This window comes from Caulobacter sp. 05T431 (assembly GCF_056665975.1).
The window spans coordinates 80,939-96,028 of record NZ_JBFTKU010000001.1 but is presented as its reverse complement, the minus strand read 5'-3'; the positions used below and the strand labels follow the sequence as shown (position 1 = coordinate 96,028).

The window sequence follows — 15,090 nt, the reverse complement described above, 5'->3', positions numbered from 1 at the left end:
GAGTCCGGTTCCCGACTCTATTTCGCCTCCTCGCGCCGGGCGGCCTCCCGTTCGGCGCGTTCCTTCAGTTCCTCGTCGAGGCTGGCGGTGTCCCAGGCCCCCGCGCCGTCGCCGGGACGCAGGCGCGCCAGGTCGGCGGTCAGCAGCTTGTCCATGGTCTGGGCCGCGTCGCGCGAGGCCAGGATGTAGGCCTCCTCCTGGCCCCAGACGGGACGCAGGTCCTCGAACGACTTGCGGTCGTGGCGGCGGAAGATGCCGGCGGCGCGATGGGCTCGGTGGGCGCGGTAGCCCAGCTTCTGCAGGGCCGTGGTCCCCAGGGCCAGGGCGGCCTCGAAGGTCTCGCGCTCCACCGCGTCGGCGCCGTTGGCCAGCAGGTCGTAGGCGTGGCGGCGGTCCCAGGCCCGGGCCAGGATCACCAGGTCGGGGAAGGCCTTGCGGGCGGTCTCGACCAGCTCGACGGTCTTCTCGCGGTCGTCCAGGGCGACGATCAGCATCCGGGCCCGCTCGATGCCGGCGGCGCGCAGCAGGTCCATCCGCGTGGCGTCGCCGTAGTGCACCCGGCGGCCGAAGCGGCGCAGCAGGTCGATCTGCTCGATGTCGCTGTCCAGCACCGTCGAGCGGAAGCCGTTGGCGGTCAGCAGGCGACCGGTGATCTGACCGAAGCGGCCGAAGCCGGCGATGATGATGTCGGGCTCGCTGTCGTCGAAGGCCCCGGTGTCGGGCGCGACCTTGGGGATCGCCGCGTCGAACATCTGGGCGATGCGCTCGTAGAGGATCATCGCCACCGGGGTCAGGGCCATGGAGACCGCGACGGCGGCGGTCAGCAGGGCCGCCAGGGTCGCGCCGATCACGCCGGCCCCGACCGTGAAGGTCAGCAGCACGAAGGCGAACTCCCCGCCCTGGGCCAGGGCGGTGGCGACAGCGGCCGCGCCCCGGGCCGGGGCCCCGAACAGCCGGGCCAGGCCGAACATCACCGCGAACTTCAGCACCATCAGGCCCAGCACCAGGCCGATCAGGGTCAGGGGCTGGCCGGCCACCAGCTTCAGGTCGATGCCCGCGCCGACGGTGATGAAGAACAGGCCCAGCAGCAGGCCGCGGAACGGCTCGATGTCGGTCTCCAGTTCGCGGCGGAACTCGCTCTCGGCCAGGACGACCCCGGCCAGGAAGGCGCCGAGAGCGGGGGAGAGGCCGACCATCTGCATGATGCTGGCCACGCCCACCACGATCAGCAGGGCCGCGGCGGTGAAGATCTCGCGCAGGCGGGCCTCGGCGATGAAGCGGAAGATCGGCCGCACCAGGTAGCGGCCGCCGCCGACCACGGCGCCCACGGCCACCAGCACCGACAGGCCCTGGGCCCACGGCGGCAGGTGGGCGATCAGGCTGGCGGCGCCGTGCCCCCCGGCCGCCTCGGCGTGGACCGGCGGGGCGATGGTCGCCAACGTGGGCAGCAGGGCGAACATCGGGATCACCGCCAGGTCCTGCAGCAGCAGGATGCCGAAGGCGGCGCGCCCGACCGGGCCCTGTCTCAGGCCCTTCTCGTCCAGGGTCTGCAGCACGATGGCGGTGGACGACATGGCCAGCACCATCCCCACGGCCAGGGCCGTCTGCCACGGCAGGCCCAGCAGCATCGAGACGCCGGCGATGGCGATCGAGGTGCCCACCACCTGGGCCCCGCCGAAGCCGAAGATCGCCTTGCGCATGTCCCACAGGGTGGAGGGCTGGACCTCCAGCCCGATCAGGAACAGCAGGATCACCACGCCGAACTCGGCGAAGGTCCGCACGTCGGTCTGCTCGCCCACCAGCGACAGGGCGAACGGCCCGATCACCACCCCGGCGATCAGGTAGCCCAGCACCGAGCCCAGGCCCAGGCGCTTGGCGATCGGGACGGAGATGACGGCGGCGCCCAGATAGACCAGGGCTTGCAGCAGGAACGGCATGGCTCAGGCCCCCAGTTCGATGTCGGCGGGGACGGTCAGCAGCGAGGCGATGCGGGCGCGGTAGCGTTGGGCCTCGGCCTTCAGCTCCTCGTCGTCCTTGACCGCCGCGCCGTGCACCACGAAGGGCGTCTCCCAGACCATGCCGCACAGATAGGCGGTCTGCTCCAGGGGGCGCAGGTATTCGTCCAGGGTGAAGCGGTTGTAGCCGTGGGCGTGATAGGCCTTGGCCGCCCCGCCGGTGGTGCAGGCGGCGAACAGGCGCTTGCCGGCCAGGGCGTTGCCCTCGAGGCCGTAGGCGAAGCCGTGCAGCCAGACCAGGTCGAACCACTCCTTCAGGAGGGCCGGCGTCGAGTACCAGTAGAGCGGGAACTGCACGGCGATCACGTCGTGGTTCAACAGCTTCTCCTGCTCGGCCTCGATGTCGATCGCGAAGTCCGGATAGGTCTCGTACAGGTCATGGAAGGTGACCCCGTCCAGACCCTTGGCCGCCTTGGCCAGGGCGCGGTTGGCGCGAGACCGTTCAAGCGCCGGATGCGCCAGGGTCAAGAGCACGCCCGAGGTGGCGGGCGTCACGCCCCCGATGATAGCTTCCCCAGGGTTAGCCTGATCCGTCACGCCGCTACTCCACGCATCGAAATTTTATTCATCAAGAGTTGAATTTCTCCGCCCGCCGGTCCAGAGCAATCGGCGAACGTCGCTCCGGGAGGAACCATGGTCGACAAGGTCAAGTCCACAGCCGCCGAAGCGCTGGCGGGTCTTTTATTCGATGGCATGACCATCATGGCCGGGGGCTTCGGCCTTTGCGGCATTCCCGAGAACCTGATCGCGGCGATCCGCGAGGCGGGGACGAAGGACCTCACGGTCATCTCCAACAATTGCGGCGTCGACGGCTTCGGCCTGGGGATCCTGCTGGAGAACCGCCAGATCAAGAAGATGGTCTCGTCCTATGTGGGTGAGAACAAGCTGTTCGAACAGCTCTACCTCAGCGGCGAACTGGAACTGGAGTTCAATCCGCAGGGCACCCTGGCCGAGCGCATCCGCGCCGGCGGGGCGGGCATCCCCGCCTTCTTCACGCGCACCGGCTACGGCACCCTGGTGGCGGAGGGCAAGGAGACCCGCGAGTTCGATGGCGAGATGTACGTGATGGAGCGCGGCCTCGTCGCCGACCTCGCCATCGTCAAGGCCTGGAAGGCCGACGCCGAGGGCAACCTGATCTATCGGAAGACGGCGCGGAACTTCAATCCGATGATGGCCACGGCCGGCAAGGCCACCGTCGTCGAGGTCGAGGAGATCGTCGAGATCGGCGCCCTGGACAAGGACGGCGTCCACACGCCCGGCATCTATGTCGACCGCCTGATCAAGGGCGCCAAGTTCGAGAAGCGCATCGAGCGCGTCACGACCCGTCCGAAGGAGAATGCGTGATGGCCTGGACGCGCGACCAGATGGCCGAACGGGCGGCCAAGGAGCTGCGGGACGGCTTCTATGTGAACCTGGGCATCGGCATCCCGACCCTAGTGGCCAACTACATCCCGCAGGGCATGTCCGTGACGCTGCAGAGCGAGAACGGCATGCTGGGCATGGGCCCCTTCCCCTACGAGGGCGAGGAGGACGCCGACCTGATCAACGCCGGCAAGCAGACGATCACCGAGCTGGAGAGCAGCTCGTACTTCTCGTCGGCCGACAGCTTCGCCATGATCCGCGGCGGCCACATCGCCCTGTCGATCCTGGGCGGCATGCAGGTGTCGGAGAACGGCGACCTGGCCAACTGGATGGTGCCCGGCAAGATGGTCAAGGGCATGGGCGGGGCGATGGACCTGGTGGCCGGCGTCAAGCGCGTGGTGGTGGTCATGGACCACTGCGAGAAGTCCGGCGCCCCCAAGCTGCTGCACCGCTGCTCGCTGCCCCTGACCGGGGCCGGCGTGGTCGACCTGCTGATCACCGAACTGGGCGTCTTCGAGATCAACCGCGGCAAGACGCCGGTCCGGCTGATCGAGCTGGCGCCGGACGTGACGGTCGACGAGGTGAAGGCCAAGACCGAGGCGGCGTTCGAGGTCGGCCTTTAGGACTAAGGCTCTGTCCCTCCCCCTTGGGGGGAGGGAGAAATCACTTACTTCCCCGGATCCTTCCACGGCGTATCCGGCGGCACGCCCGTGACCGGGTCGCGCGGCACGGGCTGGAAGCCCTGGGCGATGAACAGGTCGGTGCGGCGCGAGCGCTTCCGGTCCAGGCGCACGCGGACGATCTGCAGGTCGGAGGTCGCCGCGAAGTCCTGCTGGATCTTGCCGCGATAGGTGCCTTCCAGGCTGGCGACCAGTACCCGGCGGCCCAGGGCCGCGTCCAGCGGCGCCTCGGCCTCGGCCTGGTTGCGGGCGGCGATCTCGTGCACCCACATCTTCAACGGCGGCGCGGCCGGCGTGCCGAAATAGTCGCGGCCGTAATAGGCGGCGACGTTGTAGAGGAAGCGGTCGTCCAGGGCGACGGCGGTCAGGCCGCCGTGCAGGGCCTGCTCCTCGCGCGATCGTTCGATGATCGCCTGCACCGTCTGGTCCCAGCCGCGGGCCCGCTTGAAGGCGTTGCCCATGCCCATGGCGTCGGCCGTGCGCGGAGCGATCACCCAGGTCAGGAACAGGGCGGCCAGCACGCCCTGCAGGACCAGGCCGCCGATCAGCCAGCGGCGGGCGTCCCAGCGCAGCAGCCAGGCGGCGACCAGCACCGAGCCGGCGACATAGGCCGCGGCCGCCCAGTTGGCGTTGGCGCGCGAGACGAAGGCCTGGGCCGCCACGGTCGCCAGCGGCGGCAGGGCGAAGCACAGCAGCGTGATGTCGGCCGGGGCCAGCCGCTTGCGGACCGCCAGCAGCAGGGCGCCGCCGCCCAGCACGGCGAACGGCACGGGTCCGAACACCCCGAACTGCGAGCCGATGAACTGGATCAGCTCCATCGGGTTGAACAGCTTGCCCGACTTCCAGTTGGCGTTGGCCGCGGTGTGCTCCAGCGTCGAGAAGTGGTGCCGGTAGTTCCAGATCATGTTCGGGGCGAAGACCACGAGCAGGGCCGCGAAGAAGGCGATCGCCATGGCCGGGGTCCAGGCGCGTCGGGCCTCGCGCGACAGGAACAGGTGCACGGCCAGGCTGGCCAGGGCGTAGATCGCCGCGTACTTGCTCAGGAACGCCATGCCCAGCGCCGCGCCCATGCCGGCGGCGACCCAGATGCGGACGCGCGGCGAGGCGTGCGGCAAGCTGACGCAGGCCCAGATCATCAAGGCCAGGAAGAACAGCAGCGGCGTGTCGGTGGTGATCAGCACCGACGACAGCTGGACCCCCGGCATCAGGAGGAAGATCGCCGCGGCCGCCGCGCCGACCCAGGTCCCGCCCCGTTCGTCGCCGTACAGCCGCGTGGCGATGCGGGCGACGATCAGGGCCGTGGCGGCGTTCAGCAGAGGCGAACCGATGCGCAGCCAGGCCTCGGCGTCGCCGCCGATCGCCGTGGTCGCCCAGATCAGCCAGGCGATGACCGGAGGCTTGGAGAAATAGCCGAAATCGAGGTGGCGCGACCACAGCCAGTACTGGGCTTCGTCCGGGTACAACTCCAGGGGTGTCACGAACAGCGCCACGACCCTCAGAATCGTCAGGACCCCGATCAAGATCAGGGTCAGCCTTTCGATTCGCGCTCGAGTCGCCCGCGCTGTTTCATCAAGGGCCACGCCGATTTCTCCCGCATAAGTAAGAGGACGCTGACTAAATCTTCCGCAAGCGGGGCCCCCGAAGCGTGTTTATCCGCGATCGTGGCCTTTCCGTCACCAAACCTTCTAAATACGTCGCTAAAGAGCCTCTTAATGAGTGGTCCGGCGGGCTTCATGCACCCCGCTGCGACTTGAACGAGGGGATAGATCAAGATGATGACGAAAAAGCTCGCCTGTCTGGCGTCGACCGCTTTGGTCGGTTGCCTGCTCAGCGCCACCGCCGCCTTCGCCCAGTCGACCGGCTCGCAAGCCAACGAAGTCGACAGCGTGGTCGTGACCGCCGCCGGCCAGCGCGCCGTCGCCGGCCAGATCGTCGAGACGCTGCCGAAGTCGCGCGCCTCGGTCGACAACGCGTTCCTCGCGACCCAGTCCACCGGCCAGAACGTGTTCCAGTCGCTGAACCTGCTGCCGGGCGTCAGCTTCACCAACAACGACCCCTACGGTTCGTCGGGCGGCAACCTGCGTCTGCGCGGCTTCGACGGCGCCCGCGTCTCGGTCACCTTCGACGGCGTGCCGCTGAACGACACCGGCAACTACGCCGTCTATCCGAACCAGCAGCTGGACGCCGAGCTGATCGACCGCGCCAGCGTCAACCTGGGCACGACCGACGTCGACAGCCCGACCGCTTCGGCCACCGGCGGCACCATCAACTACGTCACCCGCAAGCCGGCCCACGAGTTCGGCGGCATCGCCGACGCCTCGATCGGCGGTGACGACTATCGCCGCGGCTTCCTGATGCTGAACACCGGCGACATCGGCCCCTGGGGCACCCGCGCCTTCGTGGCCGGCTCGTACCAGAAGTACGACAAGTGGAAGGGCCCGGGCTCGCTCGAGAAGAAGCAAGTCAACGCCCGCATCATGCAGGACATCGGCGATCGCGGCGACTTCGTCAGCCTCGCGGTGAACTACAATGAGAACCGCAACAACAACATCCGTCAGCTGACGCTGGCCGAGTTCAACGCCTTCGGCAAGAACCTCGACTACACCGCCACCTGCACCAACCGCGTGATCAGCGCGGCGACCCGCACCATCACCGAGACCGCCCCGGCCATCCCCGGCAACTGCTCGGACTACTACGGCCGTCAGGTCAACCCGTCGAACACCGGCAGCGTCCGCGGCTCGGCCCTGTTCCACCTGACCGACAACCTGCGCCTGACGATCGACCCGTCGTTCCAGTACACCCTGGCCGACGGCGGCTCGCAGCTGGCCACCGTGGCTGAAACCGACGGCCGCGTCCGCGGTTCGAACGGCGCCGCCAAGGACCTGAACGGCGACGGCGACACGCTCGACACCGTCGCGTTCTTCGCGCCCAGCGTCACCAACACCCGCCGCTACACGGTCACCAGCTCGCTGATCTGGGACTTCAACGACGACAACCGCATCCGCATCGCCTACACCGGCGACTACGGCCGCCACCGTCAGACCGGCGAGTACACCTCGCTCGACGCCCAGGGCAACACGACCAACGTGTTCGGCGGCAAGGATGGCCACGGCGCCAAGATCTACACCTCGGACGGCAGCTTCCTGCGCGCTCGCGACCGCTTCTCGATCGCCCAGCTGAACCAGGTCGCCGCCGAATACCGCGGCAAGTTCATGGACAGCCGCCTGATCGTGAACCTCGGCCTGCGCGCGCCCTTCTTCAAGCGCGAGCTGAACCAGTACTGCTACACGCAGAACGCCACGAACCTGACGACCGTGATCTCGGGCTTCACCGTCAGCTGCACCACCCAGGCGCCCGTCGTCACCAACACCGACGGCACCGTGCAGTTCGCCACCGGCACCGCCGCCAACCTGCGCTACATCAAGCCGTGGTCGGCCACCGTGAAGTACGACAAGGTCCTGCCGAACGCCGGCGCGACCTATGACATCGGCGGCGGTCACACCGTCTATGTCAGCTACGCCGAGGGCTTCTCCTCGCCGCGTACCGACAACCTCTACACCGCCACGCTGGAAAACGGCGTCGGCACCCCGGCCGACACCCGTCCGGAAACGACCAAGACCTACGACCTGGGCTACCGCTTCTCGGCGCCGACCGTCATGGCCACCGCCGCGCTGTGGAAGACCGACTACAAGAACCGCATCGTGCAAGCCTTCGATCCGGACCTGAACATCAGCATCGACCGCAACGTCGGTGACGTGAAGGCCTGGGGCGTCGACACGCAAGCGGCCTGGGCCGTGGCGGAATACCTGACGGTCACTGGCTCGTTCTCGTACAACAACAGCGAGATCCAGGACGACCTGGTGGTCAACGCCGCCGGCAACACCCTGCCGCTGTCGGGCAAGCAGGTCGTCGAGACCCCGAAGTACACCTTCGGCGGCCGCGTCGACTGGGACATCACCGAAGCCCTGCACCTGGGCGTCCAGGGCAAGTACACCGGTAACCGCTACTCGACCGACGTGAACGACGAAGTGGCGCCGCACTACACCGTGTGGGACATGTCGCTGTCGTACGACCTGCCGTTCGCCAAGAAGACCTACGCCCAGCTGAACGTGAACAACCTGTTCAACGAGACCTACTTCGGCTCGATCAGCTCGCGCACCAACGCCGTGGCCCTTCCGGGTTCGTCGGCCAGCGCGCCGACCTACTACATCGGCTCGCCGCGTACGGTTCAGTTCACCCTGCGCACCGAGTTCTAATCAGCCTCCAGAGGCTGACCACTCGGTCAAAGACGGAAGGGCGGTCCGGAAACGGACCGCCCTTTTTCTTTTGTCGCACCAGTTTGCTAGAAGGGCGGCTTGACCCCGGGGCCGTCCCGGCCCATTTGCGCCTCCCGTTTCGATCCAGGTTCTGTTCATGACCACGACCGTCCCCGCCGAGTGGGCTCCGCACCGCGCCATGTGGGTGGGTTTCCCCAGCCACGCCGAGCTCTGGCAGGAAGACCTCGAGCAGGCGCAAGCTGAAGTGGCCGCCCTGGCCCGCGCCCTGGCCGGTCCGGGCGGCGAGCGCGTGCGCCTGATGGTGGTCGGCGACGAGGCCGAGGCCGCCGCCCGCGCGCTTCTCGGCGACACGACCGTCGAGATCGTCCGCGGCCAGTTCGGCGACATCTGGCTGYGCGACACCGGCCCGATCTTCACCGAGACCGCCAAGGGCGCCGTCGCGGCCGGCTTCAAGTTCAACGGCTGGGGCGGCAAGTACCAGTTGGAGGGCGACGACATCGTCGCCGAACAGATCGCCGCCGCCAGCGGCGCGCCCCTGGCCCGCAACGCCTTCGTGCTGGAGGGCGGCGCCCTGGACCATGACGGCACGGGCACGATCCTCACCACCCGCCAGTGCCTGCTGAACGCCAACCGCAACGGCGACTGGGACGAGGCCAAGGCCACGGCCGCCCTGACCGCCGCCCTGGGCGCCAAGAAGGTGCTGTGGCTGGGCGACGGCCTGCTGAACGACCACACCGACGGCCACGTCGACAACCTGGCCCGCTTCGTCGCGCCGGGCGTGGTGGCCTGCCCGATGGCCTTCGGCGTCGACGACCCCAACGCCGAGGTCTATTCCGAGACCGCCCGCGCCCTGGCCGGCATGACCGACAGCCGCGGCTCGCCCCTGCAGGTGATCCGCATCCCGTCGCCGGGCCGGATCCTCGACGAGGACGGCGAGATCATCCCGGCCTCGCACATGAACTTCCTGATCGCCAACGAGGCGGTGATCGTGCCGATCTACGCCGAGGAGTCGGGCGCCTTCGCCGTCGAGGTGATCAGCGGCCTGTTCCCCGAGCGCGAGGTGATCGGCCTGCCCTCCACCGCCATCCTGACCGGCGGCGGCTCGTTCCACTGCATCAGCCAGCAAGAACCGGAGTAGTCCGAATGACCCGCACGCTCAGCGTCGCCGCCATCCAGACCTCGTACGGCATGGACCTGGCCGCCAACATCAAGAAGACCGAGCACTTCATCCGCGAGGCCGCCGGCAAGGGCGCCCAGGTGATCCTGCCGTCCGAGCTGTTCCAGGGGCCGTACTTCTGCGTGGCCCAGGAGGAGCGCTGGTTCGCCGAGGCCCATCCGTGGCGCGAGCACCCGGTGGTCAAGGCCATCGCGCCCCTGGCCGGCGAGCTGGGCGTGGTGATCCCGATCTCGATCTTCGAGCGCGAGGGCCCGCACTACTTCAACAGCCTGGTCATGGCGGACGCCGACGGCAGCCTGCTGGGCCTCTACCGCAAGAGCCACATCCCCGACGGCCCCGGCTACATGGAGAAGTACTACTTCCGGCCGGGCGACACGGGCTTCAAGGTCTGGGACACGCGCTTCGGCCGCCTGGGCGTCGGCATCTGCTGGGACCAGTGGTACCCCGAGGCCGCCCGCGCCATGGCCCTGATGGGCGCCGAGGCCCTGTTCTATCCCACCGCCATCGGCAGCGAGCCGCATGACCCCAGCCTGGACACCGCCCTGCCGTGGCGGCGCGCCATGCAGGGCCACGCGGTCAGCAACGTGATCCCGGTGGTCGGCGCCAACCGCATCGGCTTCGAGCCGTGGGACGGCTATCCGAACGGCGGCCAGACCTTCTACGGCTCGTCCTTCATCGCCGACCATCGCGGCGACCTGATCAGCGAGCTGGGCCGCAGCGACGAGGGCCTGGTGAACGCCACCTTCGACCTGGACTTCCTGCAGACCCACCGCGCGGCCTGGGGCTTCTTCCGCGACCGGCGGCCGGAGTTCTACGGCGCCCTGGCCAGCGGCCGGCCGGCGTGATCGGGACGGATCGGCTCGTCCTGCGCGCGCCGGTCGACGCCGACCGCGAGGCGATCGCGGCGATCAACGCCGATCCGGCGGTCGGTGCCTGGCTGGGCGGCGTGCGCTCGCGAGCCGAGAGCGACCACTTCGTCGATCGCGTCCAGGCCCACTTCGCCGAACACGGCTTCGGCTTCTACGTGGTCGAGCGCCGGGACGACCGGCGGGTGATCGGCCTGACCGGCATCTGGCACGTTCCCGAGGAGAACCMGCGGCTGGCCGGCCAGGTCGAGATCGGCTGGCGCTTCGCCCCCGACGCCTGGGGCCAGGGCTACGCCACCGAGGCGGCCCGCGCGGCCCTCGACTACGGCTTCGACCTCAGCATCGACGAGATCATCGCCTTCACCGCCCGCACCAACCTGGCCTCCCAGGCGGTGATGCGGCGACTGGGCATGACCTACGACCCGGCCCGGGACTTCGAGCATCCGGGCGTGGCGGAGGGCGATCCGCTGCGGCCGCACGTGGTGTTCGTGGGGCGGCCCAGGGCGTATCCGTAGCTCACCCACTTGCCCCCACCTGACCGCTTCGCGGTCTGTCCGCCCCATAGGGGGCGGAGGATGCGCGCGCCGGCCCTCTTCCCCCTTGTGGGGGAAGACGATCGCGAAGCGATCCGTAGGGGGCAAGTGCTAGGCGGCAGGGCATCCGGTCGGAGGTCCCGCGACCCGAGACGCCGCAACCTCCGCCCGCGCCTTCTCCAGGTCGGCCATGAACGCCGGGTCCCGGTGCAGGCGCGACACCATGGCCGAGCCCAGGTAGCGGCCCGCCTCGATGTCGCTCTGGTAGTGCACGCCGCAGACGATGCGGCTGTCGCCGAACTCGCGGCCCCGCGCCAGGACGGCGCTGGCGTGGTCGGGGGCGACTTCCGAGATGACCAGGGCCCAGGACCAGCCGATCAGGCTGTGCCCTGACGGATAGGAGCCGTCGGTCTCGATCCATTTCTCGCGCGGCACGCAGATCGGCTTCTTGTTGCCCACCGGCGGCCGCTTGCGCTGGAAGACGGCCTTGGCCGGCTGGTACAGGGTGGCGGCGTCGTCGGTCATCCGCAGCAGCATATTGGCCAGGACCGGCGTCGCCTCGGGTCCGATATTGACGCCCGCCGCGCAGGAAAAGCTCTTGAAGCCGTGCGCGCCCGACAGGTCGGCGTCGGCGATCGCCTTGTCCCAGGCCGGCGTGCCGGCCAGCTTGCGCGTGGCCTTGAAGGTGGCCCGGTCGGCCTTGCCGCGCGGCGAGTCCGGAGCCGGGGGCGGGCCGACGATGGTCGCGCCGTCCAGGTTCATGCCGGTCGTCAGGTAACCGGGCGGCGGCTTGGTCCAGCTGGCCGTGCTGGGGCTGACCGCATAGGGCGCGGCCCCCGGGGCGGCGGCCTTGGAGAACAGGTCCTGGACCGGCGAGCAGCCCATCAGTAGGGCGCCCGAAAGGGCGGCGGCGAACAGCGCGTTTCGGGTCATCGACGGCCTCCGATCGGTCATCCGCCCACAGAACGGCGACGAGACGCCGCGTCAAGCCGGGTTTTGGCGAGAACCGGCTTGACGACTCGTAATGTTATTTCATAACACTTCGACCGCGCCGCTCCCCCGGCCAAGGTTCAGGATTTCCCATGCCCCGTCGCGTACTGCTTTCCGCCGCGAGCCTCCTGGCGTTCGCCCTCGTCGCGCCCCTCGTCCCCGTTTCGGCGCAAGCCGCCGAAACCCCGGCGCCGACCGACGCGGCCGCCGCCCCGGACGCCCCCGACGCCGTCGACAAGGTCGTGGTCACCGCCGCCCCCTACGCCGTGTCGCTGGACACCGTGACCAGCAGCGTCAACGTCGTGACCCGCGACCAGCTGGACGTGGCCCCGCCGGCCGGCATCGGCGACATGCTGAACGGCCTGCCGGGCCTGCGGTCCACCTTCTACGGCCCCGGCGCCTCGCGCCCGGTGATCCGCGGCCTGTCGGGCCCCCGGGTGATGGTGCTGCAGAACGGCGTCGGCCAGGTGGACGCCAGCGCCCTGTCGCCCGACCACGCCGTGGCCAGCGACCCGGGCGAGGCCTCGCGCATCGAGGTGCTGCGCGGTCCCTCCACCCTGGCCTATGGCGGCTCGGGCATCGGCGGGGTGGTCAACATGATCGACGACCGCGTGCCGTCCAGCCCGGCGGCCAACGGCCCCGAAGGCCGGCTGTCGGCCTCGGCCTCGTCGGTCGACGACGGCTACGCCTACAGCGGCGCGGTCAAGGCCGGGAAGGGCCCGATCGTGTTCGCGGCCGACTTCTCCAGCCGCCGCACCGACGACTATTCGATCCCCACCGCCGCCGTCTCCGACCGCCTGGCGGCCCGCGACGGCCTGACGGTCGATCCCGACCACGTGGTCAAGAACACCGACGTCGAGGTCGACGCCTACGGCGCCGGCGTCTCCTGGGTCCACGACCGGGGCTTCATCGGGGCTTCGGTCAAGAAGACCGACACCACCTACGGCGTGCCCTACGAGCAGATCCTGGCCCCGATCGACCCGAACGCCGAGGGCCCGGTCTCGATCCACCTGCAGCAGACCCGCTACGACGTGCGCGGCGAGCAGGACCTGGACAACCCGTGGTTCGAGAAGGTCCGCGTCTCGCTGGGCTACGCCGACTACGAACACGCCGAGGTCAGCGTCGAGGACGGCGCGGTGGGCACCCGCTTCCTGTCGCACGGCACGGAAGGCCGGGTGGAGCTGGTGCATCGCGAGCATGACGGCCACCAGGGCGCCATCGGCTTCCAGGCCCTGGACCGCCACTTCGAGGCGATCGGCGACGAGGCCTTCGTGCCCTCCACCGATATCAAGGAATACGGGATCTTCACCCTGCAGCGGTTGGACCGCGGCGTCTGGGGCGTCGACGCCGGCCTGCGTTTCGACACCCGCGAGCTGCAGACCCCGACCGAGACGCGCGACTTCGACAACGTCTCGGCCTCGCTGGGCGTGTTCTACAAGCCGACCGACGCCCTGTTCACCGCCCTGACCCTGTCGCGCAACGGCCGGGCCCCGACCGAGTTCGAGCTGTTCGCCAACGGCCCGCACCCGGGCACCGGCGGCTTCGAGGTCGGCGACGACAGCCTGGACTCCGAGACCGTCACCTCGCTGGAGGCCACGGTGCGCTGGAAAAGCGACCGCCTGCGCGCCGAGGGCCACCTGTGGGCCGCCAAGTACGACAACTTCATCGAGGAGGCCCCGACCGGCGCGGTCGAGGACGACCTGCCCGTCTACCAGTACTTCCAGACCAAGGCCGACTTCCACGGGGCCGAGCTGGAGGCCAGCTACGAGGCCTGGCGCGGGGTCAGCCAGTCGATCCGCCTGGAGACCACCTTCGACTGGGTGCACGGCGACACCGATGCCGGCGTCCCGGCCCGCATCCCGCCGTGGTCGCTGGGCGGCTCGGTGGTCTGGACCGCGCCGCGCGTCGAGACCACCCTGGAGGTGCGCCGGGTGGCCGAACAGGACCGCGTGGCGACCTTCGAACTGCCCACCGACGGCTACACGGTGGTCAATCTGAAGGCCACGTTCAAGCCGATCGAGGGTTCCCCGCTGCGGCTGTTCATCGACGGCCGCAACCTGACCAACGAGGAGATTCGCGAGCACGTCTCATTCCTCAAGGACATCGCCCCGTCGCCGGGCCGCTCGGTGCGGGCGGGCGTGGCCTGGAAGTTCTAGGGGGTTCGGCACCTCGGCTAATGACAGCGTTTACCGGACTTCCTTCGCGTACTGAGCGAAACGGCGGTCCAACTTAACCGTAAGGCGGAGGGGTCGATTGCGAGGCCCCTCCGGATCGGCTAGAAGCGCCGGACCCTTCTAAGGGCGTCTAAACGCAATAGGCGTCCGTTCATTAGCTTTTTGTCGAGCTGTTCATGGAAACGACCCAACCCGCCGGCGGCATCTCCGGCAACGTTCTGTTCTACTCCTCGCCGGAGCCGCTGAACCGCGAGCAGCACGCCAAGCTCGGCCTGGTCCACAAGGACAAGCCCTACAGCTTCGCCCTGAACGGCACCGCCGTGCCGCTGGCCGTCACCGAGTTCGCCCCGGCCGCCCTCTCGTATCCGGTGATCTTCGCCGGCGAGGACCGCGTCCCGCTGGCCGTCATGGGCCTCAACACCGGCGAGAACCTGTTCATCGCGGCCGACGGCGGCTTCGAGCCGGGCTGCTACATCCCGGCCTATATCCGCCGCTACCCGTTCGTCCTGGCCAATGACGACGCCCAGGAGCGCATGATCGTCTGCATCGATCGCGGTTCGGACCTGCTGGCCGAAGGCGGCCAGACCCCGCTGTTCGACGACAAGGGCGAGCCCACCGAATACACCCAGAACTGCATCAAGTTCTGCGACGACTTCGAAGTCGAGCGCCGCCGCACCGACTCGTTCGTGCAGCTGCTGAAGGACAACGACCTCTTCGAACTGAAGAAGGCCGTCTTCACCCCGGTGGACGCCAACGGCCAGGCCGGCGAGCCCCAGACCGTGGCCGAGTACTACGGCGTCTCGGAAGAGAAGCTGAACGCCCTGCCGGCCGACAAGGTCAAGGAACTGCAGACCAGCGGCGCCCTGGCCCAGATCTACGCCCACCTGGTGTCGCTGATCGGTTGGGACCGCCTGATCGCCATGGCCACCCTGCGCCAGCAGCAATCGGCCGCCAACGGCGCGCTGAACTAGGATCGACGCTTCACGGCGTTGAAGAGGCGGCGGGTCGAAAGGGCC

Annotated in this window: 12 protein-coding genes; 8 read left to right on the top strand and 4 right to left on the bottom strand. The window is 69.0% G+C overall.

Annotation, left to right across the window (positions count from 1 at the left end; all coding sequences use genetic code 11):
• Nucleotides 1-17 precede the first annotated feature (17 nt).
• Both AC1U89_RS00425 and kefF read right to left on the bottom strand, forming a co-directional pair.
• Complete coding sequence (locus AC1U89_RS00425; RefSeq protein WP_479897670.1) at nt 18-1,937, bottom strand: monovalent cation:proton antiporter-2 (CPA2) family protein; 1,920 nt, start codon at nt 1,935-1,937, stop codon at nt 18-20.
• A gap of 3 nt (nt 1,938-1,940) precedes the next feature.
• Complete coding sequence (gene kefF, locus AC1U89_RS00420; protein WP_479897669.1) at nt 1,941-2,552, bottom strand: glutathione-regulated potassium-efflux system oxidoreductase KefF; 612 nt, start codon at nt 2,550-2,552, stop codon at nt 1,941-1,943.
• A 96-nt stretch (nt 2,553-2,648) separates the two neighbouring features.
• Here kefF and AC1U89_RS00415 point away from each other — a divergent pair, with 96 nt between their 5' ends.
• Both AC1U89_RS00415 and AC1U89_RS00410 read left to right on the top strand, forming a co-directional pair.
• Nucleotides 2,649-3,359 carry a CoA transferase subunit A gene (locus AC1U89_RS00415; protein WP_479897668.1) on the top strand — a complete coding sequence of 237 codons (711 nt, stop codon included), beginning with the start codon at nt 2,649-2,651 and terminating at the stop codon, nt 3,357-3,359.
• A complete protein-coding gene (locus AC1U89_RS00410; protein ID WP_479897667.1) occupies nt 3,359-4,000 on the top strand; it encodes a 3-oxoacid CoA-transferase subunit B in 642 nt (213 codons plus the stop codon). The genes AC1U89_RS00415 and AC1U89_RS00410 overlap by 1 nt, the downstream gene beginning before the upstream one ends.
• 44 nt (nt 4,001-4,044) lie before the next feature.
• On the opposite strand, the gene AC1U89_RS00405 is transcribed toward AC1U89_RS00410, so the two are convergent.
• Nucleotides 4,045-5,637: an ArnT family glycosyltransferase gene (locus tag AC1U89_RS00405; protein ID WP_479897666.1), complete on the bottom strand. Its 1,593-nt coding sequence runs from the start codon at nt 5,635-5,637 to the stop codon at nt 4,045-4,047.
• Nucleotides 5,638-5,829: 192 nt separating this feature from the next.
• Between AC1U89_RS00405 and AC1U89_RS00400 the strand changes: the two genes are divergently transcribed.
• The 4 genes from AC1U89_RS00400 (at nt 5,830) to AC1U89_RS00385 (ending at nt 10,892) form a co-directional block, all read left to right on the top strand.
• Nucleotides 5,830-8,313, top strand: coding sequence for a TonB-dependent receptor (locus AC1U89_RS00400; RefSeq protein ID WP_479897665.1), 2,484 nt, complete (start codon nt 5,830-5,832; stop codon nt 8,311-8,313).
• A gap of 157 nt (nt 8,314-8,470) precedes the next feature.
• On the top strand, nt 8,471-9,472 hold the full coding sequence (locus AC1U89_RS00395) for an agmatine deiminase family protein (protein WP_479897664.1): 1,002 nt from the start codon (nt 8,471-8,473) through the stop codon (nt 9,470-9,472).
• Nucleotides 9,473-9,477: 5 nt separating this feature from the next.
• On the top strand, nt 9,478-10,356 hold the full coding sequence (gene aguB / locus AC1U89_RS00390; protein ID WP_479897663.1) for an N-carbamoylputrescine amidase: 879 nt from the start codon (nt 9,478-9,480) through the stop codon (nt 10,354-10,356).
• Nucleotides 10,353-10,892, top strand: coding sequence for a GNAT family N-acetyltransferase (locus AC1U89_RS00385; protein ID WP_479897662.1), 540 nt, complete (start codon nt 10,353-10,355; stop codon nt 10,890-10,892). The genes aguB and AC1U89_RS00385 overlap by 4 nt, the downstream gene beginning before the upstream one ends.
• A 129-nt stretch (nt 10,893-11,021) precedes the next feature.
• Here AC1U89_RS00385 and AC1U89_RS00380 read toward each other — a convergent pair whose 3' ends face one another.
• On the bottom strand, nt 11,022-11,843 hold the full coding sequence (locus AC1U89_RS00380) for an acid phosphatase (RefSeq protein ID WP_479897661.1): 822 nt from the start codon (nt 11,841-11,843) through the stop codon (nt 11,022-11,024).
• A gap of 149 nt (nt 11,844-11,992) precedes the next feature.
• Here AC1U89_RS00380 and AC1U89_RS00375 point away from each other — a divergent pair, with 149 nt between their 5' ends.
• Complete coding sequence (locus AC1U89_RS00375; protein WP_479897660.1) at nt 11,993-14,056, top strand: TonB-dependent receptor; 2,064 nt, start codon at nt 11,993-11,995, stop codon at nt 14,054-14,056.
• Nucleotides 14,057-14,250: 194 nt separating this feature from the next.
• Nucleotides 14,251-15,045 carry a SapC family protein gene (locus AC1U89_RS00370; protein ID WP_479897659.1) on the top strand — a complete coding sequence of 265 codons (795 nt, stop codon included), beginning with the start codon at nt 14,251-14,253 and terminating at the stop codon, nt 15,043-15,045.
• Nucleotides 15,046-15,090: the final 45 nt, after the last annotated feature.